This window comes from Kitasatospora sp. NPDC101235, from assembly GCF_044767505.1.
Classification (GTDB): domain Bacteria; phylum Actinomycetota; class Actinomycetes; order Streptomycetales; family Streptomycetaceae; genus Kitasatospora.
In genome coordinates this window covers 17,998-42,722 of sequence record NZ_JBIWNZ010000046.1, presented here as the reverse complement: position 1 = coordinate 42,722, position 24,725 = coordinate 17,998, and the positions used below count along the sequence as shown (strand labels likewise).

Genomic DNA, 24,725 nt, shown 5'->3' with positions numbered 1-24,725 from the left:
GTGGTGGCAGGACCAGCAGGACCCGGCGGGGTGGCGGGTCCACTGGCGGCCGCCGTTCACCCAGATGGCTCTCCTCCCCAAGGACGCCTGCGCAGTCGACGCAGGCCAGGGAGTCCATCAGCTCGCTCGCGTTCCCGGACGGCCTGGCGCTGGTCGTAGGCGGCGCGGTTGTTCGGGTTGTCCAGCGCCTCGGTCAGGGAGTGCCGTCCGGCGCGGTTGTCGCGCCACCACACCGGTCCGAGCGGGCCGTGCTCGGCCAAGAGGCTCCAGGACGGTCGCGATGACCGGCATCGAGTCGTCGTACTCGTGCCAGCCGTCGTCGTTGTCGTCGCGGACCACCTTGGTCCACTGGCCGCCCAGGGCATCCGCCGGCAGGTCCCCGATGGTCTGCCGGTGGTTGGTCAGCGCGGTGGGTCCGGCGTCGCCCACTGACAAGTGCTCTCCTATGACCTACACAGCCAGCCACCTGCTGGGCCTGTGGGGCACCCGTGCTGGCGCCGTCGCGGAAGGAGCCGGCGCGGTCGCGGCAGATGACCCGTACCTCGGGGTGGTCGTGCAGCCAGGTGGCGAAGGTGTTCGCGGTGCGGTCGGCGAGGACGTCGACCGGCCGGTGGGTGTCCATGTCCACCAGGACTGTCGCGTAGGGGCGACCGCGGCGCACGGCGAACTCGTCCATGCCCAGACGCGGGACGCGGCCCGACGGCGGGACGGGCAGTGCGCGGATGAGACGGGGCAGAGTGTCCCTGCACGTGGTCATGTCCAGGCGTCCGGAGATCCGGGCTCCGGCCCGTCCACCCAGGAACAGGGCGATGTCGGTGAGCTGGGCGGTGAGGGCGGTCGTGCGGCGCGCGTGCCGGGACGTCAGATCCTGGATCTGCTCGGCGAACGTCCGCTGCCCGCCAGGTCGCTCCCGCATACGAGACGACGCGCCTTCAGTTCCAGTCGCACCCGCTGACCGGCTACCGGACGGTCCGCAGGACGCCGCCGCCAGACCGCTCGGTCTCATGGACGCCGCCCGCCGGGTGATGGAGAAGCGAGGTCGGATCGGACGGCCGCTCGACCTCGTCCGACGTCGACGGCAGCCCCACGTGTGGGAAGTCGGGCCGGCCCACGTGTTCTCCGCCGAACCCAAGCCGTGGGAGGAGGGACTGTCCGACGGCTGAAGGGCGGGGAGTGGCGCACGTGCGCGGGATCAGGGGCGGGGACGAACCGTGATCGCCACCAGCACCGGCCCCGAGGGTCCGTCGGTGCCGCAGCCGGGACCCCCGTCCCGGGCTACGGAGGGGCAGCCGCCGCAGCCGCCGGAGGAGCAGCCCTGACCGAGGTCGGTGGTGTCGAGGGCGCCGCGTCCGACCCAGTACTCCACCATCGCCTCGGCCTCCTCCCGGCTGACTCCGACTCGCCTGGCCACCTCCGCCAGACTCACCCCGCCGCCGCGGGCGTCGCGGATCTCGGCGAGCACGGCGCGCAGCGCGCCCCGGCCGGCCGGGGCGACGGCGGGCACGGAGGCGACGGCGGGCGCAGGGGCAGCGGCGGGCGCGGGTTCGCGGCGCGTCCAGGGCAGGCTCACCACAGCAGCACCCCGACCTGGTACACCGCCACCGCCAGCAGCCAGGCGACGGCCAGTTGCATGCCGGTGCCCAGCAGGGTGAGCCGGGTGCCGATCTCCGCCCGCTGCGCAGCGAGCGTCGCCATGCACGGCGTATAGGCGAGCAGGAAGACCATGAAGGCGAGCACGGCGGGCACCGGCCGGCCGTGCGAGGTGTGGTCGAAGGTGGACCGCAGGGCGGTGCCCAGCGAATCGGCCTGCTGGTTGTCGTCGGGCTGCTTCACCTGGTAGGTCTGCGCCATCGTGGAGACCACGGCCTCCTTGGCGACGAACCCGGTGATCAGGCTGGCCGCGGAGTGCCAGTCACCGAACCCGGCCGGCTCGAAGACCGGGGCCACGGCCCGGGCGGTGCCGCCGAAGACGCTGTGTTCGATCTCCACCTTGCCGAAGCCGCCGTGGCCACCGCCGAGCGGGATCGCCGAGAACAGCCACACGGCGGTGACGGTGGCGACGATGACACCGCCCGCCGTCCGCAGGAAGGCGCTGAGCTTCTGCCAGGACTGCATGCCGACCACCCGTACGGTGGGCCTGCGGTACGGCGGCAGCTCCAGCACCAGCGCCTCGTCCCGGAGGTCGCGGAAGAGGACCCGGCGCAACAGCCAGCCGATCCCGATGACCAGCAGGATGGAGATCACGTACATGGCGAAGACCGCAGTGCCCGCCCGGTCGCCGAAGAAGACGCTGGCGAGCAGCACGTAGACGGTCAGCCGGGCGCTGCAGGTGACGTAGGGGATGAGCATGCCGACCAGCAGTCGGTGGCCACGGTTGGCGAGGATGCGGGTGCCGGCCAGCGCGGGCACGTTGCAGCCGAAGCCGACGATGAGGGGCAGGAAGGCCCGGCCCGGCAGGCCGATGAGGCGCATCACCCGGTCGACGACGAAGGCGGCGCGGGCCATGTAGCCGGAGTCCTCCAGGAGGGCCAGCAGCACGAACATGATCGCCATCAGCGGGACGAAGGTGAGCAACTGGCCGACGCCGCCGACCAGTCCGCCCAGCACCAGGCCGCAGAGCCAGTCGGGTGCGTGCAATGCCTCCAGGGCGGCGCTCGCGGCGCGGTTCACCGGGCCGTCGAGCAGCGCCTGCAGGCCCTCCTGGAGGGGGGCCGCCACGGTGGTGGTGGCGGTGAAGACGCCCCACATGACGGCGAGGAAGACGGGGATGCCCAGCCATCGCGAGGTCAGCACCCGGTCGACCCGGTCGGTCAGGGTGAGGCGGTCGGCGGCACCGCCGCGATCGACGGCGGCGGCGAGCACCTGGTGCGCCCAGGCGTAGCGGGCTTCGGCGACCAGGGTCTGCGGGTCGTCCTCCGGCAGGTCGTCTTCGAGACCGGCCGGGCTGTCCGGGGTGGCGGGGAGCAGGCGGTGCCCGGCTTCGCGGGCCTGCGCACGCAGTTCCTCGGGGACGGCGGGAACGGGCTCGTCACACAGCAGCGCGAGCGCCAGCCAGCGCGGGGCGTAGCGCTCCCCCGCCCCGGCGGCCACCGAGGCGGCGAGGGCCACGGTCTCGTCCTCCACAGCGCCCCCGAGATCTGCGGGGCGGGGCGGGTGCGGGTCCGCGAGCATGGCGCAGACCGCCCTGGCCAGGTCGTCGAGACCGTGCCCCTGGTGGGGAACGACCGGGACGACGGGGGTGCCCAGGGCGTCGGCCAGCGACTCCGGGCGGACCTCCAGGCCGCGGGAGCGGGCCACGTCGACCATGGTGAGGGCGACCACCACCGGGATGCCGGTGTCCAGCACCTGGCTGAGGAAGTAGAGGTTGCGGGCGAGGTTGGCGGCGTCGACGGTCACCACGACCACCTCGGGGCGACCGTCGAGGCCGTGGTCCACCAGCAGGTCCCGGGTGAGTTCCTCGTCCGGGGAGCGGGGCACCAGGCTGTAGGTGCCCGGGAGGTCGATCAGGGTCAGGCCGTCGGTGTACGCGGTGCCGGCCGGGCGCCAGGTGCCGCGGGCGACGTGGACGGTCTTGCCCGGCCAGTTGCCCACGTGCTGGCGGGCGCCGGTGAGCGCGTTGAAGAGAGTCGACTTGCCGACGTTGGGGTTGCCCACCAGGGCCACCCGAGGGACCTCGGTGCGGACGGCGACGTCTCCGGCGTCCTCGACCGGGTCACAGCACGGCTTCTCCAGCACCGCGGCGCGAGTGGCGCGGCGCAGTCCGCCGGTACGCTCCCGAAGCGCCATCAGCGGGCCCCTGCCGGCTCGACCAGCAGCGCGCCCGCGGTGGCACCGTCCAAGGCGACGCGCGCGTCGCCCAGGCCCACCAGCAGCCCACCGGTGGCTCCACGGGCGACCACCTGCAACAACGCGCCCGGCACGAAGCCGAGCTCCAGCAGCCGCAACTGGTCGGCGGCGCGCACCCGCAGCCGGCACAAGGTGAGCCGGTCTCCCGGCGTGCAGTCGCGCAGGCGCATGCGTCCTCTCCCCCCATCCACACAACGTCGAACAGAACAAGGCTAGGCGTACCTAACCTCACGGCGAAAGGCAGGGTGCCTCAGAACATTCCCGGCATCCGGGATGCCATCCGCCGAACCGGACCATCCGACTGTTCGCCCAGCGGACACCCGTGGAGGGAGTCCAGCTCCTGTGCGGTCGTGCGCCTGCGGGCCAGCTCACGCCCCTCGCCGACGCCGAGCGCCGCCTCGGCCGACCGCTGCCCGCCGACCTGCGGGCGCTGTACCTGCTCGCCGACGGCAGCGGGGACGATGCCCCCGGCCTGTTCGGCAACCTCAGCTGGATACCGCTGGCCCGGCTGGTCGACGCCAACGCCGACCTGCGGAAAACGACGTGGACCGGCTGGGAGAACCACTGGGACGCGGCCGTCCTGGACGCCGACCCACCCGGTACGGTCCGGCGCTGCCACGAGCACCCCGCGTGGCTCCCGTTCGCCACCGCCAACGACGGCAACTACCTGGCGGTCGACACGTCCCCCGCCCATGCCGGACGCCCCGGACAAGTGATCCAGATCGGCCGCGACTACGACGATGGGCCGCTCCACGTCTGCGACTCCGTCACCTCGCTCCTCGCCCACTACCTGGACCTGCTGGACCGGGGCGCCTACGAAGTCGACATCGGCTACATCGACTTCGTGGAGGACGGCTGCGCGCCCGGTTCCGATCCCCAGCTGCGATTCGACGGAGTCACCACGGTGGTGCCGCCGGCCGCCGAGTAGCCGAAGGTCGCCTGATTGTGGAGCATGAAGCCGCGCTGGTCGGCATCGCGGCGCACCCGCTTCTTCACCTGCGGCGGCCAGGCCGCCCGCACCGCCGGCCGCCCGGGGTGGACGACGCGACCATCGAGGCGCGCCCCGGCTCACCGCCAGGGCACGGCGTGGAGAGTGTCCCCGCCGAGTCGGCCAGCACTATCACGAGCAGGCCGGCAGCCGCACGCCAGTCACCCGATTGCCGCAGCCCGCGTGCGCCACAGGAGTGACGCGGCAACCGTGGTACTGCGAGCAGACCGGGTCTCCTGGCCCGAGCCAGGGGAAACGACTGCCCAGGCAACAACCATGCGGTCAGGAACACCACCGGGCTCCACCGCACCGTGAAGGAGAACCTCGATGCGTACTGCAGCACGGGCCTCGGCGCTTGCCACCGCGGCCCTCCTCGGCATGGCGCTCGCCAGCCCCGCGGCAAACGCGACGACCACACTCACCCCCCAGAACAATGCCGTCAGACTCATGAACAAGTCCACCGGCTGGTGCCTGTACTACGACGGCAACACGGTGAAGACAGCCACGTGCGGCAACACGTACACGGACCAGAGATGGAACGTCGAGCCGCTGGGAGGCGGCATCTACCAGCTCCGGAACCTCGACTACGGCACCTGCCTGTCCGGCTCCCCCTACAGCGAAGGCCAGAAACTGACGGCGATCCGATGCGGCGGCGCGGGAACCAGATGGTCCCCCACCTACTCCCCCGCACCGGGCGCCACGGTCAAGTGGTCGGTGTCCGACGGCAGCAACACCAGGTGCATGGGCAGCAACTCCGAACACAACACCTACACCTGGACCTGCACCTCCAGCAACCGCCAGCAGTGGAAGCTGATGAACGCGTAACCGCCTCACGATCCAGTGGCGTCACCAGCCCCGGAGCACTACTCGTCCGGGTCCAGGTTGACCCGCACGTCCAGCGCGGGACCGTTGAGGACCGCCTTCAGACCGGGCCTACTCGTCGAGGGCCATCCGCGAGCACCTGCGCGAGCGCGGGATCCGGGCGGTAATCCCGCAGCCCGCCGACCAGGTCGCCAACCGCAAACGCAAGGGCCGCCAGGGCGGCCGACCGCCCTGGCGGTCGGCCGCGAGGCCTACAAGCAGCGCAACACCGTCGAACGGTGCATCAATCGTCTGAAGAACTGGCGCGGCCTGGCCACTCGCTACGAGAAGACCGCCACCGTCTTCCAGCCGCGTCCCCGACCTCACGGGTCAGAACACCTAGCCGCCGCAGGTCAGGTCCTTCGCGGGCAGCCGGCCCGTGGTCAGGTAACGCGTGACGTCGGCGCCCGCGCAGGACGGGCCGGCCACCACCACTCCGTGCCCCTCGCCGCCGGCCACCGTGATCATCCGCGCGCCGTGCAGCGCCCGTCGCATGCCCTGCGCCATGGCGAGCGTGGCCCGCAGGTCCCACTGGTTCTGCACGATCAGCGCGCCGACGCCGGTGTTCACCACGGTGGCCGCCTCGCGGGGCGGCGACTTCCAGAAGGCGCACGGCTGGATGCCGGCCCCCAAGTCGCCGGCCAGCGGGTAGGCAGCCCGGTCGCGGATCGCGTCCCGGCGGTACTGCTCGGGGTCGCGCGGCCAGCCGCGGGCGTCGCCGCAGAACAGGGCCCACGTGACGGCGGTCTGGTTGTTCTCCTGCTCCTCCGTGCCGGAGGGCACGGGCTCGGCCGGCGCGGCCGGTCCACCCTCGGACGCGGCCTTCAGCGCGGCGATCCAGGGGGTGGCGGTGGCGACATAGGAGAAACCGGTGTACCCGGTGCGGATGTCTCCGCCGCTCAGCGCCCCGTTCGTGGTCGGGACGGGCGTGCGGTCGGCGCGGGCGATGAGGTCCCAGTACGTCTTCCGGACCTCGGCGGGGGTGGCGCCCAGCCCGTACGTGGCGTGGCGTGCGGCGGCCCACTCCGTCCACCGGGTGAAGGCCAGTTCGGCCCCCGCTGCGGCGCTGCGGAGCGTCCCCCGCCAGGCGAGCGCCGGATCGAGCGCGCTGTCGAGCACGAAGCGGTCGGAGCGCTGGGGGAACATCTGGGTGTAGACGGAGCCCAGGTAGGTGCCGTACGAGTACCCGAAGTAGGAGATCCTCCGCTCTCCCAGTGCCGCCCGGACGACGTCCATGTCCCGCGCAGTGTTGCGGGTGGTGATGTGCGGCAGCACGTCCCCCGCCTTGGCCCGGCACTTGTCGGCCACCGTCCGGGCCCGGTCCACGTCCCGGGCGAAGGTCTTCGCCGTGTAGGGGTGCGGGTTGCTCCGCTCGTCGGCCGTCAGGTCACACGTGATCGGCGAGCTCTTGCCGGCCCCGCGCGGGTCGAACCCGATCAGGTCGAACCGCTCCCGCACCTCCGGCGCCAGCAGGGGCTCCATCTCCACGGGCATGGTCAGCCCCTGAACGCCCGGGCCGCCGGGATTCATCAGCAGCACGCCGTGCCGCGCCTTCGCACTGCCCGCCTTGATCCGCGAGATCGCGAGGTCGATCCTCCGGCCCCCGGGGTCGGCGTAGTCCAACGGCACCTGGACGGTGGCACACTCGAACGCGGCCGGCTGCCCCGCGTCGCAGCGCTCCCAGCGGAGCCACTGCTGCGCGTACCGCTGGAGCGGGTCCTCCGCCGCGAACGCCGTCGCGGGGGTGAGCGCCGCCAGGACGGCCGTCACCGCGGCGGCCGTCAGCAGGGAGGTCGTTCGTCCGTCTCGCAGAACCATGCCAGTCCTTCGTGCAGAATCGTGTCCCGGATCGCCTCCAGTCTCTGTTCCGCCCCCGCCCGCGCCCGTACGGCGCCGGGATGGGCTCATGATCCAACCTGCGGCGTACAGCGGAGCGCTGACGTACTGCCGGAGGCCCATTTCCCGTCTTCTACCGGTCCAGGTGAACCGCCGACCGGCCGCCCACCGTTGTCCCCGAGCGCGGGTCGCCCGGCGGGGTGGAGAACGGGGACCGCCGGACGGCAAGCCGTTTCGGTGCGCTGGTGCGGGTCGCTTTCCGGCTAGTACTGCAACGGCGGTTAATGTGACGAGGCTTCAGCCCCTGGACTGTGGCCTCGTCGTTTGTAGTGGCTGGTGCGGGCCTGGTGTTGGCGTCGGCGGCGCCAGTGGGACCAGTGCAGGACGTGGGCGATGCTGCGGCGGACGGGCCGGGTGAGGCCGGTGATCAACCGGCGGATCTCGGGGAGGGTGAGGGGTATCAGGTCTGGCGTTCGAGCGGCTCCGGCCCCTTTTCGAGTTGCTGGGCGCGCAGGACGGTGAGGTAGGCGTAGGGCGCCATGGCGAGGGTGATGTGCCGATACCAGCCGGGGTAGCGGCGGACCTGGTAGTCGTCCAGGCCGCACTGGCCCTTGGCGGTCTGGAAGCACTTCTCGATCGCCCAGCGGGCACCCGCGACGGCGATCAGCTCGTTCAGGGTGGCCCCGGCGGGCGCGTAGGCGATGTAGTAGGAGATCTTCGCCAGGTCGGTGATACTGCGGCGGGCCAGGAGCCAGTGCTTGCGGTCCGGGCGATGCCATGGGCGGACCTCGATGCGGGCCCAGTCGTAGATCCGCAGGCCGTGGGCGCCCTCCCCGCAGGAGCGGCGCTTCCACTTCTGCCGGGGCAGATCGGCGATCAGGTCGTGGAGCGGGTGGTCCAGGGCCCGCCGGGTGACAACGGTGTCCTGTCGGGTGGTGGCCACGACGTGGAAGACATCGGCTTGTTCGAGCTCGGTGCGCCAGCCCTTGCTGTAGCCGTAGCCCGCGTCCGCGGTCACCCACCGGAACGGGAGCCTGTCGTCGACCGCCCGGCGGACCATCGCCCTGGCGAGCTGGACCTTGGTGGCGAACTCGACCTCGTCGCAGATCCCCGCCCGCCGGCAGCGGTCGCGGTCGTCGGTCCAGGATCTCGGCAGGTAGAGAGCCCGGTCGATCAGGGTCCGGCCGCGTGGCCCGGAGTAGGCGAGGAAGACCCCGACCTGGCAGTTCTCGGTCCGGCCCGCCGTGCCGGAGTACTGCCGCTGGACGCCGGCCGAACGTACGCCCTTCTTCAGGAACCCGGTGTCGTCCACGATCAGCACTCCGCCCGGATCGGCCAGGTGCTCGACGACGTACGCGCGTACATGGCACTGGTCCCCGACATCGGGGCAACTCGTTCGGGCCGCTGGCGAAGGCTGCGGCCCGGAACGGCGGCGGCGGTGACAGCCATGGTGCTGGGCACCCTGGGAGCGGTCGTCCCGGCCACGACCGGGCACGCGGCACCCCCGGCGAAGTTGCTCTACATCGCCAACGCCGGCGCCACCTCGGTCACCGTCTACGATCCGGTGGCCAAGTCGGCGGTCGCCACCGTCCAGGTCGGCAGCCGCCCGCAGAACATCGCCATGTCGCCGGACGGCTCGGAGGTGTACGTCCCCAACGCCGGTGGCAATACCGTCTCAGTGATCGACACCACGACCAACACCGTCGCCGCCACGATCCAGGTCGACTTGACCCCCTTCGCAGTGGCCTTCGCGCCGGACGGCGGGCGCGCCTACGTGGCCAACTACGGAACCCCTCCCAGGGTGGACGTGATCGACACCGGAACCCGGGCGGTTGTCGCCCAGATCCCGGTCGGCCGCCAGTCGTCCGCGCTCGCGGTGACCCCGGACGGCGGTCGGGTCTACGTCGCGCACTTCGGGGCGGACACGGTGTCGGTGATCGACACCGCGACCAACACGGTCACCGAGACCATCCCCGCCGACCGCGGCCCGTACGGTGTGGCGGTCGGCAAGATCGCCCAGCCGACGGTCACCGGCGTCAGCCCAGCCCACGGACCGGTCGCCGGCGGCACCACCGTCACCCTCACCGGCAAGTACCTGGCCGGCACCACTGCGGTCACCATCGGCGGCGTCCCGGCAACCGACGTGACCGTGGTCAACCGCAGCACCGTCACCGCGACCGTCCCGGCGCACGCCGCCGGCGCCGTCGACGTCACCGCGACCGTCGCGGGCCGCGACCTCGCCGCAGGGAAGTACACCTACGACGCACCGGCGCCCGTCGTGACCGCCGTCGCGCCCGACCACGGCCCGCTGGCGGGCGGCACCACCGTCACCCTCACCGGCACCAACCTGACCGGCACCACCGCGGTGAACTTCGGCACCGTGCCCGCCACCGCGTTCACCGTGGACAGTGACACCCAGATCACCGCCACCGTCCCCACCGGGACCGCCCCGGGCGCCGTGGACGTCACCGTGACCACCCCCGCCGGCACCGGCGCGGCCGGAAAGTACACCTACGAGGAAGGCTCCTACGTCTTCTCCAAGACCGCCGACCCCGCCCCGGGTTCGACGGTCAAGACGGGCGACAAGGTCACCTACACCGTCACCGTCGCCCAGAAGGGCACGGGCGAGGTCAAGGGCGCGACCCTGACCGACGACCTGTCGAAGGTCCTGGACGACGCCGCCTACAACGGTGACGTCAAGGCCACCACCGGCACCGCCGACGTCAAGGACGGCAAGCTCACCTGGACCGGCGACCTGCCCCAGGACGGCACCGCGACCATCACCTACTCCGTCACCGTCAACGCCAACGGCGACAAGCAGCTCCACAACACCGTCACCACCACCGACGACAAGCGCGGCACCTGCGACACCACCAAGACCTGCACGACCGACCACACCGCCACGCCCACCTCGACGCCGACGCCGACGCCGACGTCCACACCGACCGATGCCGGCCGGACGCCCGGCACCCCCGGCCCCAGCGCGTCGACCACGGCTCCGGCCGCCCCGGAGGGCTCGTCGACCCCGCCCGCGACGGGGACCTCGCCCGCCCCGGTGGCCCCGGTGGCCGGGCAGGCGTCGGGAGCCCTCGCCAGCACCGGTTCCACCGCGCTCACCACGGCGATGATCAGTGGCGCCCTGCTGATCCTCGGCGGCCTCGCCCTTGCCATCGGCCGCCGTCGGCGCCGCCTCGGCTGACCGGACCGACCCGACCGACGGGGTGGCCGTGGCTGGATGCCACGGCCACCCCGTCGGCCGTCAGGCCCCGGCGAAGCGAGTGAAGGCGGCGGCCGCGGCGGTGTCCTCCCCCGAGGCCCAGATCCGGCGGAACTCCGCGCTCTCGACGGAGAGCTCGGCGATCAGCGCGACCAGCCCGGCATCGTCCGGCCAGGCGCCCCCGCCCCCAGAGCCGACCGATGGCCTCGACGGCGCGGTCCGCCCAGTCGGGGTGAACCGTGCGGGAGGCGGCGTCCCGGAAGAGGAAGCGGGCCTGGTGGCGGTCGCGGCGGGCCTCGCTTTGACGGGCTGACAGTGGCCGTGCGACCGCTGACCGGCTCAGGGCGCGAGCGCCCCTCTTCTGCGCCCCGGCGTACGCCGCTGGTTTTCGCCAGATGCATCCATGATGTCCACCGCACCCTGCTGCGGCCGGGCATTCGTCCAGCTGACAGATGGTTCCCAGGGTGGAGGCCGTAGCTGCGACCGCCTCGGCCCCCAAGGGCGCTGCTGTGTCAGGCAGTTCGGCGGCCTTGGCCAATGCCAGCGACTGGCCCCGCCAGGAAGCCGGTATCGGCACGAGATCCGTGTCCGATTCCCGCTGCAGCCTGTGATCGATTGTCGACGTTCCGTCAGGTCGTGTCGGAGGGCGCTGCTACACCAGAGGGCGGAGCGGGCCGCGAGGGGCGGCCCGCCGACGGGAGGGGAGCCCATCCGATGCCGGTACCCGAGGGATACCACGTCGTCCGCAGCCACATCCGACGTAACCCGCGGCCGAGCGCGAGGAAGATGAGCGGCTGACGATCGTCGGCGTCTGCGCGCTGGTGTGGCTGTGGAGCCATTTCATCGGCTTCGCCGACACCGGCACGGCCACGCCGAACAGTCCGGCGCCGACGGCCACCTCCGTCCCGGTCCAGGGCGATTCGACGGGCTGACCACTTCTTCTCTCTGCGGAGCTGTTCAATCCGGGCGATCACCTCGGCCTTGGTGGCGGTGGGTTGGTGGTGCGGGGTGTTGGGCCGGTCGAGGGCCGCGTCAACGACCTGACAATGCTCAAGCGCAGCATGTTCGGCAGGGCAAAACCGCTGCTGCTGCGCAGGCGGCTCCTCCTGATCGCGGCCAGCCGCCGCCCCTCACCACCGCCGTCTCGGACCTGGTGGTTCCGGTTTGAGTCCGGGAGTCATGTGGCAGGGCACCGGTCGACGGCGGCGTGGCCCGGCCCATCGGCTGTGATCGCCGACCTGGTGTCAGGTCCTGGGCGGGTGGGTCGGCTGGGGCCACAGGCTCGGGGTCTTTGTGGCAAGCCAGCGGGCGAGCGCGGCGTTGACGGCGGTGGGCTGTTCGAGCTGGGCCCAGTGGCCCGCCTCGATGGATTCCTCGGTGAAGTCGGTGCAGTAGCGCCGCATGGGCTCCGCGAGCCGGGACACGGACGTGTCGGCGACCTGGTCGTAGAACGCCTCGAGGAACAGGACCGGCATGTCCAGCCGTCCCCCGTTCAGCGAGGTGTCGCTGTAGGCGCGGTTGGCTTCGTCGTTGAGGTAGTAGGCGATCGAGGCCCCGAATCCCGTTCCGGTCAGCGAGGACGTCAGGTCCGCGAGCAGTTCCTCGTCCAGGACGCCGGTGTCGGGCGGGAGGTCCGGGACCGCGTCCGCGCCTGCGAACCATCCCCCGTTGCGGGTGATCTCCGAGGTCGGTCCCGGCTTGCCGTGAGCGGCCGGAACGCCCCCACGAAAGAAGGCCCTCACACTGTTGGCCGGCCGTGCGTCGAGGACCTGCGCGGCTCGCTCCGCCTCGGACGCGTAGTAGTGCATGTAGTCGAACTGGGCGTACGGGTGGGTGTCCGGCGGATAGATCGAGCGGTTGACGTGTTCGAGAAGAGCCGGCACCCCCCGTTCGAGCGTGCGGTAGGGGACGCAGATGCTGGCCACGGCCGCGCAGCGCTCGGGATGGTGAGCGGCGAGGCCCCAGACGGTTGCACTGCCCCAGTCGTGTCCGATCCAGACGGCCTGTTCGCGGCCGAGCCGGTCGAGCAGGGCCACCATGTCGCCCACGAGGTGCTCCTGGGCGTACGCGTCTCGCCGCTGGTGCACGGTCGAGCTTCCGTAGCCGCGCAGGTCGGGCGCGATCACGCGGAACCCGAGCGCGGCGAAGGCGGTCAGTTGGTGCTTCCAGGTGCGGCCGTTGGCCGGCCAGCCGTGGACGAAGACGAGCATCGGACCGTCCTCCGGACCGGCTGCGAGGTAGGAGATCGAGTGACCGTTGCCGGCGGCGATGCCCTCGGTCAGGGTGACGCCGGCACGTGTGAAGGTGGTCCGGGTGCTGGGGTCGTTCACGTGAGTACCTCCAGGATGGTGGCGTTGGCGAGGCCGTCGGCCTCGCACATCGCCTGCAGGGCACAGCGGGCGCCGCGCTGGTGCAGGGCATGGACGAAGGTGGTCATCGGTCGGGTACCACTGGCGCCGAGGGGGTGGCCGACGGCGATGGCGCCGCCGTTGACGTCGACCTTCGCCGGATCGGCAAACCGGTCTCCTGCGGCCGGGCGAGGACCTCGCTCGCGAAGGCGCTCGTCGAGGGGAGTGTTCGGCCAGGTGTGCTCAGGGTCTCCGGCCGGGAAAGTACGACGGCCGCGGCGCTGAGCAGCCAAGCCATGCCGGTGACGAGCAGGGCTGTGCAGGCCGGAGGTGAAGTCGTTCACGGCGGCGATGCTCTCGGCCCCGCCCGGCCGCTGTGCGGCATGGACACTGACCATCAGCCCGTCCATTCCCACCACCTCCACCGGCGAGTTGGAAAACCAGACTCACTATAGGAGGGCGGGTTGGAAAAGCCAACCGAGATCCTTACAATGAACGACATGACCACAGCCGCAACCCCCCGCCCCTGCTCGATCGCCGACGCGCTCGCAGTGGTCGGGGAGAAGTACTCGCTTCTTGTCCTGCGTGAGGTCTTCTTCGGTGTGCACCGCTTCGACGGCATCGCCCGCAACATCAGGGCGCCACGTGACATCCTCACCACCCGGCTGCGCCGCCTGGTGGACGCCGGAGTACTGGAGAAGGTCCAGTACAACGACCGCCCGCCCCGGTACGAGTACCGCCCGACCCCGGCCGGCGAGGAACTGCGCCCCGTGCTGCTGATGCTGCTGCGCTGGGGCGACCGCCACCTCAACGACGTGCCGCCGACCGTCTTCGAGCACTCCTGCGGCGCGACGCTCGACCCGGCCGTCGTCTGCCGCGCCTGCGGCACGGAGGTGGAGAGCCGCTCCCTCACCCCGCGCTTCACAACCCCCGGCTGGACCGTCGCCGGGCCGGAATGATCCAAGAGCCGGGCCCGGTCGGACAGGCGTCGAACCGGTGTGCACGACTTCGCGGCGCCACTGCTCATACCTCTGCTGATACGGCGTCCAGTAGCGCCCGGCCACCAGGTCCGGATCGGAGCCGGTGCCACGGACCATGCGGCAGTCGACCGCGACGGTGACGGTATGGATGCCGTGCGAGCGATACACCTCGAAGAGCAGTTCCGTGAGCGCCCTCGCCCCGGCCTTGCCGAGCGAGAGGCTGGTGTACCGGGCGTCGGGCCGCGGCATGCCACGGTGATCAACACCGCACCGCGGCCGTCACACGCCATCGCCGACGCGAAATGGACGGCCGCGATCAGCACCCCGAACACGCTGGCCGGCCCACTTGCCGGCCGGTCGTCAGGCCTCACACCCGGACGTCGTCCCCGCCGGTGACGGCCACGGGGCAGCCGTCCAGCAACGTCGTCGCCACCGCCGACACCCGGCGGGTGTGGCCGGCCATGGGTTGCCGGCCGACCTGCCGGCCGGTCACCGGATCCCGTACCGCCACCGCCCCGCCGTAATGGCCCGTGACAGCCAGGGCGCGACCGTCCCCGACCAACGTCGCTATCGCCGTCGTCTGCCCCAGGTAGCCGTTCGGGGTCGGCCGGCACCGCGGGTCGAGCCGGGAGCCGCTGGACCACTCGACGCTCCACCGCCCGGCGGGCTCGCCCTCCACCACTGCCGCGGCGATCCGCGCGGACAACTCCCGCTCCCCGTACCGGGCTGCGTCCAGCGCCAGCAACTGCCGCCGCACGCCCGCACCGGCCGTACGACGCAGCTCCGCCGACACCCGGTACACCGCGGTCCACACCCGTGCCGCCGGACTCGACGCCACATCGAGCAGCGCGATGACCCGTTCCGGGTCCGCGGTCACCAGGAACTCCGGGTCCGCCAACCACTCGTCGACTGCGGCGGTTTCCGTGGCGGTCGGCGTGGTGGCCGATGTCGAAGACAGCACGGGGTCCGTCCTGTGTGATGAGAGAGGGTGGCCGCGCGGGGGCCGCACGGGAGGGAACGTGCCGTTACACGCGGGGCCGGATTTCCTCGACGAGGGCGGCGAGGTATTCCTGGGCCGTGCGCGGTCGGGTGAGCGGTGCGGCCTGCCCCGCCCAGAGGTTGAGGTAGTCGGGGAGCCCCCGTTCGACGGCCGCGCGGCGGATGGGCTCGGTGAGTGCACCCTGGACCGGATACGGCGGAAGGTCGCCCGCGTGCCGGGCCATGTCCCGCACGAACCGGTTGGCGATGGTCCGGGCCTGGCGGCCGGAGACGGCGCTGGTCAGCACGGTGACGCGGGCTTGCGGGCTGTGCAGGGCCCGCTTGTGGACGGGGCTCGCGCCGGACTCGTCGGTGGCGAGGAATCCGGTGCCGATCTGGACGGCGTCGGCGCCGAGTGCCAGTGCGGCAGTGATCCCGCGGCCGTCGGCGATCCCGCCGGCGGCGACGACCGGTACCGAGACGGCGTCGACGACCTGCGGGACGAGGGAGAACGTCCCGACCAGGGACTCCTCCATCGGCCGCAGGAACGCCCCTCGGTGGCCCCCGGCATCCGCCCCGGAGGCCACGACGGCATCGACCCCCGCCTCGTCGAGCGCGACCGCCTCGTCGACGGTCGTCGCCGTCCCGAGGGTGACGATGCCGCGCCGCCGGGCCTCGGCCAGGACGTTCCCGGGCGGGATGCCCATGACGAAGCTGAAGACCGGCGGCCGGGCCTCCAGCAGCGCGTCCACCTGCTGCTCGAAGTCCTGGCCGAACGACGCGGGGAACTGCGGGTCGGGCAGGCCGAGCCGGTCGAGGTACGGACGGAGCCGCCCGAGGTGGGTGGCGAACTCGGACTCGGTCATGGTCAGTTCGCGTTCGCCGGGCTGCGGTATCCAGAGGTTCACCGCGAACGGGCGCGCGGTGCGGGCCTTGATCTCCGCCACGGTGGCCGCGATGTCCGAAGGGGCGAGGACGTGGGCGCCGTAGGAGCCCAGGCCGCCGCCGTTGGACACGGCGGCGGCCAAGCGGACGGTGGAGTAGCCGCCACCGAACGGCCCTTGCACGATCGGGTGGTCGATGCCGAGGAGCTCGGTGATGCGGGTACGGGTCGACACTCGGCCGACGGACATGTCCACTCCTTCGTTCGGGCCCCTCGCGACGGCAGGCACGCCACCTGGGGGCCGGGGAGCCAACCGAGCGGAGCATCGGGTTGGAAAACTGAACTTACCAGAGGCCTGGAGGGTTGGAAAAGCAAACCATATGCCCTGCGGTGACTGCATGACGAGCGGCCATCCCGGCCGCCGGGCCGTCCCACCCCGCATGCACCCGCTCGTACGCCTAGTAGTGGGTCCCAGGCGGCGGGCAGGAACAGGCGCCAGTCGAGCGGGCAGGACGCCTGGCCGGTGGCGACGTGGACACTCACCTCGATCTGGCAGTTGCCGACCTTGCCGAGGATTCCGGAGTACTGGCGGGCGACCCCGGGCGAGGCGCTGCCGTCCTTGGGGAAGCCGGTGTCGTCGATCACCCAGGCATCCGGTTCCAGTGCCTCTACGGCCCGGCGGGCGATACGGGTGCGGACCTCGTCCAGGGGCCAGGGCGAGGTGGTGATGAACTGCTGCAGGCGCTGGTGGTCGATTCCGAGGCGCTCGGCCATCGGCTGCATCGACTTGCGCCGCCCATCAAGCAGCAGGCCCCGCAGATAGCTCAGGCCCTTATCCTGCTGTCCGAGCGTCGCAGCGGAGCGAAGATCTCCGCCGCGAACTCCTCCAACTCGTCACGTAACACTGTCAGTTCTTCCGGAGTCACGCTGACAGAGAACCGCCGAAACCGGCACCTGACCAGACCCCGCGCAGCACGTAACAGAGCACTACCAGGCGACACCGGCCCGCGGCCTGCCTGGGCGTGGGATCAGTCCGGGGCGTTCAGCTGTCGGCGGGCGGCGGCGAGGATCTCCTGGGAGAGGCCCGGGTCGTCGCTCGCGCGGGCGAGGAGGATGGCGCCGACCAGGGTGGACAGTTCGGCGAGGGCGGTGCCGCGGTCGTCCGCGTCGCCGCCGAGCTGCTGGAAGCCGTCGACGAGGTCGAGCAGGCCCGCCGTGAAGGCCGTGCGGATCGGGGCGCCGGGTTCGGCGCGGGCGGCGTCGGCGGCCAGGGCGGCGGCGGCGCAGCCGCCGGCGGGGGTGTCGCGGTGGAGGTCGGAGAGGTAGCGCGTCAGGAACTCGGACCGGCCGGCCCGGTCGGAGGGAGCGGCCTCGGCGACCCGGTCCATGGCTTCGCGGCGCTCGGTGAAGGCTGCCTGGAGGGCCTGGACGACGAGGTCGTCCTTCGAGGAGAAGTGGCGGTAGAAGCCGCCGTGGGTGAGCCCGGCGGCGGCCATGGCCTGGGGGACGCTGACCCGGTCGGCGCCCTTCTCCCGGATCAGCCGGGAGGTGTGGTCGATCACCTGCTGCCGGTGCTGTTGGGCCTCGGCTCGTGACACGCGGGGCATGGTCGGCGGTCCCTTCTTCGTCCTGAGCCTTCTGGAGCTCTTGAGGATCCTACTTCCGCAGCCGTATAGATGATGGTAATAATCTAAACGCCATCCTAGAGCGAGGAGAACGCACATGACCGTGATCGAAGGCTCTGTCGCACTGGTCACCGGAGGCCGGCGCGGTATCGGCAAGGCATTCGTCGAGGAACTGCTCCGGCGCGGGGCCAAGAAGGTCTACGCCACCGCCCGCAAGCCCGCCCCGAGCCCGGACGAGCGGGTCGAGGTCCTCCCCCTGGACGTCACCGACGACGTCTCCGTCGCCGCCCTGGCCGAGCGCGCACCAGACGTCGACCTCGTCTTCAACAACGCCGGCGTCCTGCACCCGGGGCCGCTGCTCACCGCGGACCTGCGGCTGGTCCGGGAGACGTTCGAGACCAATGTCTTCGGCCCGCTGCGGATCGCCCGGGCGTTCGCGCCGGTGCTCGCCGCCCGCGGCGGAGGCGCCCTCGTCGACATGCACTCCCTGCTGTCCTGGGGGGCCGGAGCCGGCGCGTACGGCGCGTCCAAGGCCGCCCTGTGGTCGCTGACGAACTCCCTGCGCCTCGAACTCGCCGCCCAGGGAACCCAGGTCGTCGGCGTGCACCTGGGCTTCGCGGACACCGACATGGTCGCCGCCATCCCGGTCGAGAAGATCTCGGTCGCCGACGTCGCCCGCATCGTCCTGGACGGCGTCGAGCGCGGGGAGAGCGAGATCCTCGTCGACGACGCCACCCGCACGATCAAGGCCGCACTGTCCGGACCGGTGGAACGCCTCGGCATCTCCATCCGCCGCTGAACCGCCACCACGCCCGAAGCAGCACCCCACCGCACCGAGGAGAACCATGCCGCTCTGGCACGTCTACCACCCTCCCGGCACCTACACCCCGCCGCAGAAGAAGCAACTCGCCGACGACATCACCGGGTTGTACACCCGCTTCGGGCTGCCGAAGTTCTACGTCGTGGTGCTCTTCCACGAGATCGACGCGGACTCGTTCTACGTGGGCGGCGAGCCCACGCCGGACGCCGTACGCATCGTCGTCGAGCACATCGCCCGACACACCAGCGACCCGGACATGCGCCGTCGCACCCGGGAGGCGCTCGCCGCGCTCCTCGCGCCGCACACCAAGGACCGCGGGCTGTACTGCGAATTCCACATCGACGAGACGCCGCAGGACCTCTGGATGATCGACGGCATGGCCCCGCCCCCGCCAGCGAGCGAGGCCGAGCGGCACTGGGCTCGGGAGAACCGCCCGAGCCCGTGCTGATCACCTCGATACGGCCGGGGGTCGGCAGCGCTGCCGGCCCCCGGCCCCGGAAGCGCCGCGCGCGCACCCGCCACGCTGCGGACTTGAAAAGGTGTTGGCGGTCGATCACCGAGCTGGGAGACTTCTGGTTTCCAGAGGTGGGGATGATGGATGGCCGTGTGCGCGTTGCGGCGCCGTACTGACCGCCGCCGTGTCGCAGGTTGCGCTTCCCGTCCACGCCCACCAGACGTACGGATGCCGGAGTCCCGGTCGCGTGGTGGAAGCGCCCGCTGGCCAGCGCGATCCTGGTCACCGCGGGCACCGGCGTCCTGCTTCAGGCTCTGCTGCTGAAGAACCCCGTCCTGCTGATCGTGCTGGCCGTGGCCGGTGTCGCCGTGCCGGCGCTGCGCCGGGTGACCCCGGAAGGCACCCTCAGCGCCCGGCCCGGCCTCGGCGCGGGCGTCGTCGTCCGTGGCCTGCTGTGCGGTGTCTACTTCGGCAGCGAAGCCTTCCTGCCCCTCGGGCTGCAGCAACTGCGGGGCATGGGCACCACACTGGCCGGTCTGGGCCTGTCCGCCGGAGCCCTCACCTGGGTTGTCGGCTCGGGCCTGCAGGCCAAGCGGGACAACGGGAAGAACGGCAGCCGCACGGCCTCCACCGTGCTGGGCTTCGCGATCCCGCTGGCGGGCGTCGCGCTGATCGCGCTGACGATCCTGACAGCGCAATCCCCTCCTGGACCGCCCTGGTCGGATGGGCCATCGGCGGCCTCGGCATGGGTATCGGCTTCAACGCCTCCACCACCGACACCCTGGAACAGGCCCCGCCGGAGCAGCAGGGTGAAGCCGGCGGCGCGCTGCACCTCGCCCAGACCCTGGCGACCGGCGTGATCGCCGGACTCGGCGGCGCGGCCATCGCGTTCGCCCAGAACCACGGCGACTCGACCCGCACCGCACTCCTGGGCATCTCCGTCCTCACCGGCCTGCTCGCCAGCGCGGGCATGCTGACGGCAGTCGGCCTGGATTCCTCGCCGCAGGCAGGGCGCCGACCCGCGTCCACAGGAAAAGCGACCTGCCGACTTCTCGATGGAATTCGATAAACTTCAGGAGCGCGAAGCAGTTCCCCAGGGGTTTCTCCCGCAAAATCCCTCTGCCGCCGCCCCGGCTCGCGGCCCCATCCGACGGCCCCGGAGAGTCCTCACGCAGCCACCAGGAGTGGCCCGAGTGCGCGAATCCGGTTCTCCCGGCGTGCTCGTCAAGAACGCGAGCCGTGGAACGAAGCGGTGGCCGACGTTCGCGCACGTCAAGGGATCAGCCCAGGTCAGAGCACACCGATGGGCCTGGTGGTCGACGGCTGCTCCCAGATCCGCGGCGGCGCACCGCTTTCCGGGGTGCGCCGCCGCGCTAGCGGGTCCGGAAGCGGCGGTGGAGATTCCGCGCCACGTACACCCCCGGGCCGCCGAAGCCGACGAGGTCGACGCGCCCGTCGCCGGTGATGTCGGCGACGAAGCGGGGGTGCCGATCGACCCGCCAGGCGCCCGAGTCGTCGCCGTATCCGAAGCCGCGGCACACCAACTGGGCCTGCTCGAAGCGGCCTTCACCGAGGCCGTGCGACACCCAGACGCCCTCGTCGCCGAAGCCGACGATGTCCGGGATGCCGTTGCCGGTGACGTCGGCGAGGAAGCGGAGGTGTTTCCTGGGCGTCCAGCCCTGTGCCGTCCCGAAGTCGTTCAGGACGAGCTTCGCGGGCTCGAAGGTGCCGTCGCCGCGCCCGCGGGCCACCGCGACGCCCTGCGGGCCGAAGCCGACCAGGTCCGCGTGACCGTCGGCGGTGGTCCTGATCAGGAACCGGGGATGTTTCGCGACCGACTTCCAGCCCTGGGTGGTGCCGAAGTCGCCGAGGACTAGCTAGGACTTGTCCGCCCGATCGAGCACCGCAAGCGGACCGGCCGGGAACCTCGCCGCCGCCGTGGCCTCCCGGTCCGCCGGACCCGCCTCGGAGGCCGCCGTCTTCCGCGCCCGTGACACCGCGCCCGCGTCCGCGCGGGCGGCCTGACGGCACGTTCGCGGTGCGACCGCTCTCAGCGGTCCACGCCTCCCATGACCGGGTCGATGCTTGCCACCGCGACGATGACGTCCGCGACCTGCCCGCCCTCGCACATCGCGGCCATCGCCTGCAGGTTGGTGAAGCTCGGATCGCGGAAGTGCACCCGGTACGGCCGCGCGCCGCCGTCGGAGACGACATGCACGCCCAGCTCACCCCTGGCGGACTCGACCGCCACATAGGCCTGCCCCGCAGGAACGCGGAAGCCCTCCGTCACCAGCTTGAAGTGATGGATCAGCGCCTCCATGGACTCGCCCATGATCTTTCGGATGTGGTCCAGCGAGTTTCCCAACCCGTCCGGGCCCACGGCCAGTTGGGCGGGCCAGGCGATCTTCTTGTCGCCCACCATGACCGGGCCGGGGGCCAGCCGGTCCAGGCACTGCTCGACGATCCGCAGCGATTGGCGCATCTCCTCCAGCCGGATCAGGAACCGGCCGTAGGAGTCCGCGGTGTCGGCCACCGCGACCTCGAACTCGTACTTCTCGTACCCGCAGTACGGGTCGGTCTTGCGCAGGTCGTGCGGCAGCCCGGTGGCCCGCAGGATCGGCCCGGTGGCGCCGAGCGCCAGGCAGCCGGGCAGGTCCAGGTGGCCGACGTCGACCAGACGGGCCTTGAACGCCGGGTTCTTGGTCGCCAGCTTGTCGTACTCCGGCATCCGCGAGCGCAGCAGCTTCACGCCCTTGCGAATCTGGTCCGGTGCACCCGGGGGCAGGTCCTGCGCCAAGCCGCCCGGCCGGACGTAGCCGTGGTTCATGCGCAGGCCCGTCACCAGCTCGAAGATGTCGAGGATGACCTCGCGGTCCCGGAAGCCGTACACCATCAGCGTGGTGGAGCCGATCTCCATCCCGCCGGCGGCCAGCGCCACCAGGTGCGAGGAGATCCGGTTGAGCTCCATCATCATCACCCGGATCACGCTCGCCCGCTCCGGGACCTGCTCGGTGATCCCGAGCAGCTTCTCCACCGCGAGGCAGTAGGCGGTCTCGTTGAACAGCGGGGTCAGGTAGTCCATGCGGGTCACGAAGGTGGTGCCCTGGACCCAGTTGCGGAACTCCATGTTCTTCTCGATGCCGGTGTGGAGGTAGCCGATGCCGCAGCGGGCCTCCTTCACCGTCTCGCCGTCGATCTCCAGGATCAGGCGCAGCACGCCGTGCGTGGACGGGTGCTGCGGACCCATGTTGACGATGATCCGCTCGTCGTCCGGCCGTTCTCGTCGCGGCGCGGCGCCGGCGACCTCGTCCCAGTCGCCACCGGTGACGGTGTAGACGCGGCCCTCGGTCGTATCCCGCGCTCCTGCCGACTCATGCTCGATGCCGCTCATCAGCCGTAGGGCCTCCGCTCGGGTCGCCGGTCGCGCCTGTGTGCCCGTGTCGCGGCGCGCGATCGGGCACGACGGGCCGCAGCCCGTCTCAGCCGACCGGCCCTCGCGCCAGCCGCATGGGCACGACCTGGCGGCATGTGCTGCTCAAATCCAGGATCGCGCACATCTGCCATGAACACCCGGCCGGACCGGCAGCGCACCAGCCAGGGCCATACCGCGGAACAGTCAGGGGGTTCTGGGCCGGGCAGACCGTTTCGTGATCGGCACGCACCACGCCGAAGGTCCGGCGGGACGGCCCGCACAGCCGGAACGCAGCGGCTTGCCGCCGGAAGCGCGAAGAGCGAGCACATCCATGACTGGCTGCCGCTTGATCGGCCGCAGCGGGCGCCCACGTGCCGGTTGCGTACCCGCCCCTCGTCCTTCCAGTCGGGCTGGCGTTGGCCGAGGGCCGGTGATTCAGGACTCCTTGGGCCGTGCAGGGCTGCCGTACTCTTCGAGCGCGTCGAGCACGGTCCGTAAGTCCAACTGGGTGTCCGCGCTGCCGGGACCGTTCGCTCTGGCGGACGAGAATCGGCCGTCCGGGGAGAATTCCACTCGCAGCGTCCAGTCGAGCAGTGAGAACCGCATCGCCCCGTCCTGCTCGCGCATGACCTGCCAACCGTAGAGGCGGGCTGTCGCGCCAAGGTAATGGGCGTCATGGCTCACCGGTGCAGGCTCGGGTTCCGTCATGGCATCGATGCTCGCTTGACTGGTGCCACGGCGCCAGCCGCCATGTCGCCCGGCTGTGGACTCCGCGGGGGGGGCGTGGCCGGGCTGACCTGCCGCTGTGGGCCGCCCGCTCTACCGTGGAGATACGGGCGGCAGCAAGGTGGCCCCGGGCGTCGGGCGTCGGCACTGGCGGTAACCGGCGGCCCTGTGTTCTCCCGGAAGGTGTCCGGGGACTGCCGCCTTGCGGAAGCCACCCGGAGTTCCACGGACTCCGGGTGGGAGATGCCGGAGATGCCGCCCTCCGCCGGAGGGGCGTCACCGCCGGGTAGCGCACCGTGCTCGTCGAGCGCGGGACGACCAGCAGACGCAGCGCCCGGGCGCGGGCGGCCGTCGCGGACCCCTCCGGCGAGGCACTGCCGACCGGCTGCGCAACAGGCGGTGGACGAGCGCACCGGTGTGGGAGTCGAGTACGACAACATCGTCAAGGGCTGTGAGATGGCCGAGGGTGCCACGGTGTCGTTGATGAGGTTGTAGATGTCGTCGGCGAGGTCGATCACGGCGCCGGTACCGGCGACGATGCCGGAGTCGACGGCGGTAGCGGTGCCGACCACCACCGGGATACCTTCGACGACCACGGTGGTGACGATCGCGGTGCCGACGGCGACGACAGTGCCGGTGAAGAAGTCGATCGAGTTGACGGTGTTCGTGGACAGCGGCAGGCGGCACTGCTAGTCAAGGGATTCGGCACCCTCGGAGGGTTTGTTGGTATTCGTCACACGATCCCAACCGCCACCGGGGGTGCCTCGTCACGACCCAGCGCTTACGCACCCGCTGCGCGACCACCCGGCGAGCCCGTGGGCACCTTTGACGCCCGCTAATTTCGTTGAGCCCACACCTGTGATCGTGTTGGCTGTCGGCATCGAACTGTCAGTACCGCTGGTGTCCGCTTGGCTGTAGCAGGGAGTTAAACGTGCAGGACATTGTCGTCGACCCCGGTGTCCATAATCGGGCAGCCTGGGACAAGTATGTCCAGGAGGGCAACGAGTGGACGAGGCCGGTGAGTGCTGAGGATGTCGAGCGCGCCCGCATGGGCGACTGGTCGATTGTTCTCATCGGGCGTGAGCCAGTCGACCGCTCCTGGCTGCCGACGGACCTGACCGGCAAGGACGTGTTGTGCCTGGCCTCCGGCGGTGGCCAGCAGGGTCCGATCCTCGCCGCCGCAGGGGCGCGGGTCACCGTGTTCGACAACTCGCCCCGCCAGCTCGGCCAGGACCAGATGGTGGCGGCGCGCGACGGACTTGAGCTGCGCACCGTCCTGGGTGACATGCGCGACCTCAGCGCCTTCGGCAACGCAGCATTCGACGTTGTGTTCCACCCGGTCTCGAACGTATTTGTACCCGACTTGGCGCCGGTGTGGCGTGAGTGCTTCCGCGTCCTGCGACCGGGCGGAACTCTGCTCGTGGGCTTCCTCAACCCTGATGTGTACTTGTTCGACCACGAGGCCCTCGACGAGCGCGGCGAGCTGGTCGTCGTACACAAGCTGCCCTACAGCGATGTCACGCAGTACTCCGCCGAGGAACGCGCCACGAAGTTCGGCGCGGATGCCCCTCTTGAATACAGTCACACCCTCACCGGCCAGATCGGCGGGCAACTCGCCGCGGGGTTCGTCCTCACCGGCTTCGCGGAAGCACCGCACCAATCCAACACATCCGCCCAATACATGTCGAACTATTTTGCGACGCTGGCGGTGAAGCCAGGCTGACCCAGCCGCGACCCGCGCCATGCCAGCA

22 protein-coding genes and 6 pseudogenes are annotated in these 24,725 nt (G+C 71.3%); 11 read left to right on the top strand and 17 right to left on the bottom strand.

All coding sequences use genetic code 11. From position 1 onward, the window contains the following. Positions 1-193: 193 nt before the first annotated feature. The 4 genes from ACIRRH_RS40595 to ACIRRH_RS40580 form a co-directional block, all read right to left on the bottom strand. Positions 194-676 (bottom strand): transposase, encoded by a 483-nt coding sequence (locus ACIRRH_RS40595; protein WP_403078011.1) that lies wholly within the window; start codon positions 674-676, stop codon positions 194-196. Between the two features lie 516 nt (positions 677-1,192). Beyond that, the gene (locus ACIRRH_RS40590) at positions 1,193-1,570 is read right to left on the bottom strand and encodes a FeoC-like transcriptional regulator (protein WP_403078005.1); all 378 of its coding nucleotides are present in this window, start codon (positions 1,568-1,570) and stop codon (positions 1,193-1,195) included. Then, complete coding sequence (gene feoB / locus ACIRRH_RS40585; protein ID WP_403078002.1) at positions 1,567-3,786, bottom strand: ferrous iron transport protein B; 2,220 nt, start codon at positions 3,784-3,786, stop codon at positions 1,567-1,569. The genes ACIRRH_RS40590 and feoB overlap by 4 nt, the downstream gene beginning before the upstream one ends. Further along, complete coding sequence (locus ACIRRH_RS40580; protein ID WP_403077999.1) at positions 3,786-4,016, bottom strand: ferrous iron transport protein A; 231 nt, start codon at positions 4,014-4,016, stop codon at positions 3,786-3,788. The genes feoB and ACIRRH_RS40580 overlap by 1 nt, the downstream gene beginning before the upstream one ends. Positions 4,017-4,168: 152 nt before the next feature. On the opposite strand from ACIRRH_RS40580, the gene ACIRRH_RS40575 reads away from it, so the two are divergent. The 3 genes and pseudogenes from ACIRRH_RS40575 to ACIRRH_RS40565 all read left to right on the top strand — a co-directional run. Next, on the top strand, positions 4,169-4,774 hold the full coding sequence (locus ACIRRH_RS40575; protein WP_403077996.1) for an SMI1/KNR4 family protein: 606 nt from the start codon (positions 4,169-4,171) through the stop codon (positions 4,772-4,774). 387 nt (positions 4,775-5,161) lie between these two features. Beyond that, on the top strand, positions 5,162-5,659 hold the full coding sequence (locus ACIRRH_RS40570; protein ID WP_403077994.1) for an RICIN domain-containing protein: 498 nt from the start codon (positions 5,162-5,164) through the stop codon (positions 5,657-5,659). 97 nt (positions 5,660-5,756) lie between these two features. Further along, a pseudogene (locus tag ACIRRH_RS40565) lies at positions 5,757-5,989 on the top strand (transposase); the annotation flags it as partial. 45 nt (positions 5,990-6,034) lie between these two features. Here the strand turns inward: ACIRRH_RS40565 and ACIRRH_RS40560 are convergent. Continuing rightward, positions 6,035-7,513 (bottom strand): alpha/beta fold hydrolase, encoded by a 1,479-nt coding sequence (locus ACIRRH_RS40560; RefSeq protein ID WP_403077991.1) that lies wholly within the window; start codon positions 7,511-7,513, stop codon positions 6,035-6,037. A 478-nt stretch (positions 7,514-7,991) separates the two neighbouring features. After that, positions 7,992-8,894 (bottom strand): annotated as a pseudogene (locus tag ACIRRH_RS40555) (IS701 family transposase); the annotation flags it as partial. On the opposite strand from ACIRRH_RS40555, the gene ACIRRH_RS40550 reads away from it, so the two are divergent. After that, positions 8,895-10,730, top strand: a complete 1,836-nt coding sequence (locus ACIRRH_RS40550; protein WP_403077988.1) for an IPT/TIG domain-containing protein — start codon at positions 8,895-8,897, stop codon at positions 10,728-10,730. It abuts the pseudogene before it with no gap. 60 nt (positions 10,731-10,790) lie between these two features. Here ACIRRH_RS40550 and ACIRRH_RS40545 read toward each other — a convergent pair whose 3' ends face one another. The 4 genes and pseudogenes from ACIRRH_RS40545 to ACIRRH_RS40530 all read right to left on the bottom strand — a co-directional run. Further along, a complete protein-coding gene (locus ACIRRH_RS40545; RefSeq protein WP_403078008.1) occupies positions 10,791-10,892 on the bottom strand; it encodes a hypothetical protein in 102 nt (33 codons plus the stop codon). Between the two features lie 707 nt (positions 10,893-11,599). After that, a pseudogene (locus ACIRRH_RS40540) lies at positions 11,600-11,773 on the bottom strand (IS481 family transposase); the annotation flags it as partial. Between the two features lie 219 nt (positions 11,774-11,992). Further along, on the bottom strand, positions 11,993-13,078 hold the full coding sequence (locus ACIRRH_RS40535; protein ID WP_403077986.1) for an alpha/beta fold hydrolase: 1,086 nt from the start codon (positions 13,076-13,078) through the stop codon (positions 11,993-11,995). Beyond that, positions 13,075-13,310: pseudogene (locus ACIRRH_RS40530) on the bottom strand (steroid 3-ketoacyl-CoA thiolase); the annotation flags it as partial. The gene ACIRRH_RS40535 and the pseudogene ACIRRH_RS40530, both read right to left, overlap by 4 nt. 286 nt (positions 13,311-13,596) lie before the next feature. Here ACIRRH_RS40530 and ACIRRH_RS40525 point away from each other — a divergent pair. Beyond that, positions 13,597-14,055, top strand: a complete 459-nt coding sequence (locus ACIRRH_RS40525) for a winged helix-turn-helix transcriptional regulator (protein ID WP_403077983.1) — start codon at positions 13,597-13,599, stop codon at positions 14,053-14,055. A 388-nt stretch (positions 14,056-14,443) separates the two neighbouring features. Here the strand turns inward: ACIRRH_RS40525 and ACIRRH_RS40520 are convergent, their stop codons facing one another. From ACIRRH_RS40520 to ACIRRH_RS40505, 4 genes and pseudogenes are all read right to left on the bottom strand, one after another. Then, positions 14,444-15,037: a hypothetical protein gene (locus ACIRRH_RS40520; protein ID WP_403077981.1), complete on the bottom strand. Its 594-nt coding sequence runs from the start codon at positions 15,035-15,037 to the stop codon at positions 14,444-14,446. Positions 15,038-15,101: 64 nt separating this feature from the next. Next, positions 15,102-16,187, bottom strand: coding sequence for an NAD(P)H-dependent flavin oxidoreductase (locus tag ACIRRH_RS40515; protein WP_403077978.1), 1,086 nt, complete (start codon positions 16,185-16,187; stop codon positions 15,102-15,104). A 242-nt stretch (positions 16,188-16,429) separates the two neighbouring features. Further along, positions 16,430-16,744: pseudogene (locus tag ACIRRH_RS40510) on the bottom strand (transposase); the annotation flags it as partial. Positions 16,745-16,965: 221 nt separating this feature from the next. Beyond that, positions 16,966-17,544 (bottom strand): TetR/AcrR family transcriptional regulator, encoded by a 579-nt coding sequence (locus tag ACIRRH_RS40505; RefSeq protein WP_403077975.1) that lies wholly within the window; start codon positions 17,542-17,544, stop codon positions 16,966-16,968. Between the two features lie 115 nt (positions 17,545-17,659). Here ACIRRH_RS40505 and ACIRRH_RS40500 point away from each other — a divergent pair, with 115 nt between their 5' ends. The 4 genes from ACIRRH_RS40500 (at position 17,660) to ACIRRH_RS40485 (ending at position 19,905) form a co-directional block, all read left to right on the top strand. After that, entirely contained in the window at positions 17,660-18,361 is a 702-nt protein-coding gene (locus ACIRRH_RS40500; RefSeq protein WP_403077973.1) for an SDR family oxidoreductase, read from the top strand. 46 nt (positions 18,362-18,407) lie between these two features. Beyond that, positions 18,408-18,830 (top strand): tautomerase family protein, encoded by a 423-nt coding sequence (locus ACIRRH_RS40495; RefSeq protein WP_403077970.1) that lies wholly within the window; start codon positions 18,408-18,410, stop codon positions 18,828-18,830. A 200-nt stretch (positions 18,831-19,030) separates the two neighbouring features. Next, on the top strand, positions 19,031-19,696 hold the full coding sequence (locus tag ACIRRH_RS40490) for a hypothetical protein (RefSeq protein ID WP_403077968.1): 666 nt from the start codon (positions 19,031-19,033) through the stop codon (positions 19,694-19,696). Beyond that, entirely contained in the window at positions 19,693-19,905 is a 213-nt protein-coding gene (locus ACIRRH_RS40485; protein WP_403077966.1) for a hypothetical protein, read from the top strand. The genes ACIRRH_RS40490 and ACIRRH_RS40485 overlap by 4 nt, the downstream gene beginning before the upstream one ends. A 304-nt stretch (positions 19,906-20,209) precedes the next feature. Here ACIRRH_RS40485 and ACIRRH_RS40480 read toward each other — a convergent pair. The 3 genes and pseudogenes from ACIRRH_RS40480 to ACIRRH_RS40470 form a co-directional block, all read right to left on the bottom strand. After that, a pseudogene (locus tag ACIRRH_RS40480) lies at positions 20,210-20,710 on the bottom strand (FG-GAP repeat domain-containing protein); the annotation flags it as partial. Positions 20,711-20,886: 176 nt separating this feature from the next. Beyond that, positions 20,887-22,227, bottom strand: coding sequence for an NADH-quinone oxidoreductase subunit D (locus tag ACIRRH_RS40475; RefSeq protein WP_403077964.1), 1,341 nt, complete (start codon positions 22,225-22,227; stop codon positions 20,887-20,889). A 456-nt stretch (positions 22,228-22,683) separates the two neighbouring features. Beyond that, a complete protein-coding gene (locus tag ACIRRH_RS40470) occupies positions 22,684-22,956 on the bottom strand; it encodes a hypothetical protein (protein WP_403077962.1) in 273 nt (90 codons plus the stop codon). A 513-nt stretch (positions 22,957-23,469) separates the two neighbouring features. Here ACIRRH_RS40470 and ACIRRH_RS40465 point away from each other — a divergent pair. After that, positions 23,470-23,667 (top strand): hypothetical protein, encoded by a 198-nt coding sequence (locus tag ACIRRH_RS40465; protein ID WP_403077961.1) that lies wholly within the window; start codon positions 23,470-23,472, stop codon positions 23,665-23,667. 238 nt (positions 23,668-23,905) lie between these two features. Next, on the top strand, positions 23,906-24,697 hold the full coding sequence (locus tag ACIRRH_RS40460; RefSeq protein WP_403077960.1) for a class I SAM-dependent methyltransferase: 792 nt from the start codon (positions 23,906-23,908) through the stop codon (positions 24,695-24,697). Positions 24,698-24,725 lie beyond the last annotated feature (28 nt).

Excerpts from the sequence above, each read along its gene's own strand:
- ACIRRH_RS40580 (WP_403077999.1), bottom strand. The coding sequence starts at position 4,016 with ATGCGCCTGCGCGACTGCACGCCGGGAGACCGGCTCACCTTGTGCCGG.
- ACIRRH_RS40515 (WP_403077978.1), bottom strand. The coding sequence starts at position 16,187 with ATGTCCGTCGGCCGAGTGTCGACCCGTACCCGCATCACCGAGCTCCTC.
- ACIRRH_RS40500 (WP_403077973.1), top strand. The coding sequence starts at position 17,660 with ATGACCGTGATCGAAGGCTCTGTCGCACTGGTCACCGGAGGCCGGCGC.
- feoB (WP_403078002.1), bottom strand. The coding sequence starts at position 3,786 with ATGGCGCTTCGGGAGCGTACCGGCGGACTGCGCCGCGCCACTCGCGCC.
- ACIRRH_RS40550 (WP_403077988.1), top strand. The coding sequence starts at position 8,895 with ATGGCACTGGTCCCCGACATCGGGGCAACTCGTTCGGGCCGCTGGCGA.
- ACIRRH_RS40470 (WP_403077962.1), bottom strand. The coding sequence starts at position 22,956 with ATGACGGAACCCGAGCCTGCACCGGTGAGCCATGACGCCCATTACCTT.
- ACIRRH_RS40465 (WP_403077961.1), top strand. The coding sequence starts at position 23,470 with ATGTCGTCGGCGAGGTCGATCACGGCGCCGGTACCGGCGACGATGCCG.
- ACIRRH_RS40525 (WP_403077983.1), top strand. The coding sequence starts at position 13,597 with ATGACCACAGCCGCAACCCCCCGCCCCTGCTCGATCGCCGACGCGCTC.
- ACIRRH_RS40560 (WP_403077991.1), bottom strand. The coding sequence starts at position 7,513 with ATGGTTCTGCGAGACGGACGAACGACCTCCCTGCTGACGGCCGCCGCG.
- ACIRRH_RS40505 (WP_403077975.1), bottom strand. The coding sequence starts at position 17,544 with ATGCCCCGCGTGTCACGAGCCGAGGCCCAACAGCACCGGCAGCAGGTG.
- ACIRRH_RS40495 (WP_403077970.1), top strand. The coding sequence starts at position 18,408 with ATGCCGCTCTGGCACGTCTACCACCCTCCCGGCACCTACACCCCGCCG.
- ACIRRH_RS40475 (WP_403077964.1), bottom strand. The coding sequence starts at position 22,227 with ATGAGCGGCATCGAGCATGAGTCGGCAGGAGCGCGGGATACGACCGAG.
- ACIRRH_RS40570 (WP_403077994.1), top strand. The coding sequence starts at position 5,162 with ATGCGTACTGCAGCACGGGCCTCGGCGCTTGCCACCGCGGCCCTCCTC.
- ACIRRH_RS40595 (WP_403078011.1), bottom strand. The coding sequence starts at position 676 with ATGGACGAGTTCGCCGTGCGCCGCGGTCGCCCCTACGCGACAGTCCTG.